This is a genomic window from Paenibacillus maysiensis (genome assembly GCF_000520815.1).
Classification (GTDB): Bacteria; Bacillota; Bacilli; order Paenibacillales; family Paenibacillaceae; genus Paenibacillus; species Paenibacillus maysiensis.
Window position 1 is genome coordinate 1 of sequence record NZ_ASRY01000340.1, and the last position, 4,337, is coordinate 4,337.

The window sequence follows — 4,337 nt, forward strand, 5'->3', positions numbered from 1 at the left end:
ATTCTCGTACACGACAGCTGCCGCTTCCGGCGTGCGTTCCGCCTGTTCCTCGAACAGCCGGTGGAACGCGGCCGCAGGAGCCGCTTCCGGCTGCGCCGGGTTAAACGCGCCGAGAATTTGCTCTTTTTCCTCTGCCGTCAACAAGTTCAGCTCGGCAATCTTCGCATCCGGACGGCTTACGATCGCCGCAAGCAAATGTCCGAAATGAGTCGACAGCCGCCGGATCGTGCTTTCTTTATAAAGAGCCGTTGCGAATTCAAAGCTGCACTCCAGGCCGCCGTTTTCTTCCGTAACATCCACACTCAGGTCGAACTTGGCCGTGCCGTATTCGCTAGGGTACGGGGACAATTTCAGCCCTTCCAGCTCAAACTCTTTATCCTCCAAGTTTTGCAGGGAGAACATCGTGTCAAACAGCGGGTTGCGGCTCAAATCTCGGCTGACCTGCACTTTATCGACGAGCTCTTCGAACGGATAATTCTGATGCTCGTAAGCGCCTAAGGTCGTTTCTTTCACTTCTTCCAGATACGACAGGAAGGTCTTCTCCGAAGCCGGATAATTGCGGAGCGCCAGCGTATTGACGAACATTCCGATCAAAGGCTGCGTGTCTCCGTGCGTTCTGCCCGCAATCGACGTTCCGACGATCAAATCGTCCTGACCTGTGTATTTATGCAAAAGCACGGTATATGCCGCAAGCAGCACCATATACAGCGTCGTTCCTCTTTGAGCGGCCAGCTGCTTCAAGCCTTCGTTCGTTGCCTCGTCCACGAAGGACGTCAGCGTTTGTCCCTCAAAGCTCTGCACAGCAGGACGCGGATAGTCCGTCGGCATTTCCAGAACCGGCAGCTCGCCCCGGTAACGGTCCAGCCAGTAAGCTTCCTCGCGTTTCAACTGCACTTTTTGCTCGTCCGACTGCTGCCATACCGCATAATCCTTGTATTGAATGCGCAAAGGCTCTAATGACTCGCCGCCGTACAGACGAACGAGTTCCTCGACTAACACGTCCATCGAAACCCCGTCGGAGACGATATGGTGCATGTCGAACATCAGCAAATAACGTTCGGCTGCCAGCTCTACGAGCTCCGCCCGCAGCAGCGGAGGCTTCGCCAAGTCGAAAGGCCGGATGAAGGCCTGCACGACTTCGGGCGCTTCTTCCTCGCTCACATGACGGTACTCGACGGCAAAGTCGACGCTCTCGTAAATGCGCTGTATTGCTTCGCCTTGTACGATCTCAAAGCCGGTTCGCAGCGTTTCGTGCCGTGCGATCAGTCCGCGGAAAGCCTTCTCCAGCAGGCTCCGGTCAATCGATCCTTCCAGCAGCAGCACGCCCGGCATGTTGTAGCTCTGATCGGCCCCTTCCAGCTGATTCAGGATAAACAGCCGCTTCTGAGCTGAGGAAAGCGGATAATATGCTCTTGCGCCTGCCAGCGGAATCGACGAGAACGACTGCTCTCCGATCCGGGAGATGGCGAGAGCCATCTCTTCGATCGTCGAGTAGCGGAATACGTCGCGCAGAGGCAGCTCGACGTTCAGCTCCTGATGCACCTTGCTCACCAGTGTCGTCGCCCGCAGGGAATGGCCGCCCAGGTCGAAGAAGTTGTCATGAACCCCGATGTGCTCCAGTCCGAGCACGCTTTTCCAAATTCCGGCCAAGCTGGCTTCCAGCGGAGTCCGAGGCGGAGTACGTCCTTCGCCCGGCTGCAAGCTCTCCTCTGGCGCCGGGAGTGATCGGCGGTCGACCTTGCCGTTCGTCGTCAGCGGGAGCCGCTCCAACTGGATCAGGTACGCCGGAATCATATAGGCCGGCAGTTCCTGGGAAAGCACGCTCTTCAACTCGGCCGCCGGAAGCTCGCGGTCCGCTTCATAATAGGCGCAAAGCTGCTTCTCGCCGGAGGCGTCTTCCCTCGCGAATACCGTCGCTTTCCGAATTCCCTCCACTTTCTGAAGCTGAGCTTCGATCTCGCCCAGCTCAATGCGGAAGCCGCGGATTTTCACTTGGTCGTCCGTCCGTCCCACGTATTCGATCGTGCCGTCCGGCAGCCATTTCGCCAAATCCCCCGTCCGGTACATGCGCTCTCCCAGCACAAACGGATTGTCCACAAATTTCTCCGCCGTCAGTTCCGGCCGGTTATTGTAGCCCCGTACCAAGCCTTCTCCGCCGACGCAAAGCTCCCCGGCCACGCCGATCGGCAGAAGCTTATTCCGGCTGTCGACGATATACACCGTCGTATTGCTGATCGGCCGTCCGATGGATACGGTAACCGCCGACTCATCGACGAAGTCGACCGGAAGGTACGTGGTATAAACCGTGCTTTCCGACGGGCCGTACAGATGGTTGAGCCTGCCCGGTCCGATATGGGCGAGCGCTTTACGCACATGGCCGACCGACACGCGCTCTCCTCCGAACAAAATCGCCCGGACATCCCGCAGGCAGTCGACGTTCACATCTACAAGGATGTTGAAGAAAGCCGTCGTAATCAGCATGACCGAGATGCGCTCGCGCTGGATGAGATCCGCCAGCCGGACGATTTCCAGCAAAGTCTCGCGGGGAACCAACACCAGCCGCGCCCCGTTGGTCAAAGCGCCGAAAATATCGAAAATTGCTCCGTCGAACGAATAGCTCGAAAGCTGGAGGACATGATCCCGCTCGGTGATGTCGATATAATTCGTATTTCGCACGATCCGCACGATGTTGCGGTGCGAAACAAGGTTGCCTTTCGGCTTGCCCGTCGTGCCTGACGTATAGATGACGCAGGCCAGATCCGTCGCTTCGGTGCCCGGATTTAGATTTGTGCCGTCCTCGTGATAGAAGGACTCGTCATCCAGTAAGATCACGGAGTCCGAACCCGCCAGGCGCTCGCGCAAGCGGCTTTGCGTCAGCATGACCTGCGCTCCCGAATCCTCAATCAAGAAACGGATACGCTCCTCGGGATATTCCGGGTCAATCGGTACGTAAGCCGCTCCGGCTTTGTGTGCCGCCAGCATGGCCACCACCATTTCGATGGAACGCTCAGCCATAATGGCGACCAGACGGCCTTTGGATATCCCGTGGCTACGCAAGGTACGAGCAAGGCGGTTGACGCGTTCGTTCAGCTCGCGGTAGGTCAGCTCTTGCTCATTCAAGGAGATGGCGGCTGCATCCGGGATGCGCTCCGCCTGCTCTTCGAACAATTGAATGAGCGTCTTCCCGCGCGGAAATTCCGTGGTGGTGTCGTTAAAACGTCCGAGAAGGTCGGCCTTTTCCGCCTCCGTCACTAGTTCCAGCTCGCCCACGGTAATTTCCGGGTTATCCGTCACTTGCTCCAGCAGATGGACGAGATGCCCCTTGAGCCGCTCGATGCTGTCTTTATCGAACACTTCGGCGTTAAAGTCGAACCGAATTTCGATCTCGACTCCCGGCACCACGGTCACGTTGAAGTTATAGTTCGTCTGCTCCTCCATCTGAACATCAGCGATCGTCAGGTCGCCGTGCTGCTGGTCGCCCGCCTGCTCCATCTGCTCGTCCACCGGATAGTTCTCGAAAGCGATGATATGGTTGATCAGGTTCTGCTTTTGCACGCTGCGGGCTTGAATTTCATACAGCGGATAGTAATCATAACGCCCGGACTCCAGCGCCCGCTCTTGGAGCTTCGCCATCAGGTCGGCGAACACGGTGTCCGCTTCGCTCGTGACGCGGACCGGCACCGTATTGATGAACAGCCCGATCATGGACTCAATGCCCGGGATTTCCACCGGTCTTCCGGCCACGACGCTGCCGAATACGGCATCGTTTGTTCCGTTATATTTTTGCAGCATCACGCCCCAAGCGGCTTGCAGCAGCGTATTGACCGTAACCAGGCGCTGTTTCGCCACCCGGTCCATCCGCTCGCTCAAGTCCTTGCCCAGCTCGGCGGTGACGTGATCAGCCGTAAATCTGCCGTTTGGCGCCGGTTCCTTTTGTCCCGGGAGTACGGTTTGCCCTTCATAACCTGCCAGGAATGCCGTCCAATAGCCGGATGCCGCCTGATCGTCCTGTTTCTCCAACCATTCGATATAAGCGCCATAATCCGATCCCTTATCTCCCGCTGGCTGCTTGCCGGATGCCAAGGCCGAGTACGTTTCAAACAGCTCCTGCGTCAGTTGCGGCAGGCACCAGCCGTCCATCAAAATATGCTGGAAACTCCACAGCACATGATAGCTTTGCTCTTCGGTGCGCAGGATCGTAACCCGAACGAGCGCGTCATGTTCCATGTCGAAGCCGCGAAGCTTGTCATCCTCGGCCTTTTTATCCAAATACGCTTGTTTCTCGTCCGCCTGCAAATGAAGCAGCTCTTCATATTCAAAGCCGACCGGCTTTTCGC

1 protein-coding gene is annotated in these 4,337 nt (G+C 57.3%); it reads right to left on the minus strand.

The window, feature by feature from the left end:
* Positions 1–4,337, minus strand: a 4,337-nt coding sequence (locus L696_RS29040; RefSeq protein WP_155985489.1) for a non-ribosomal peptide synthetase, incomplete at both ends; no start/stop codon positions are given.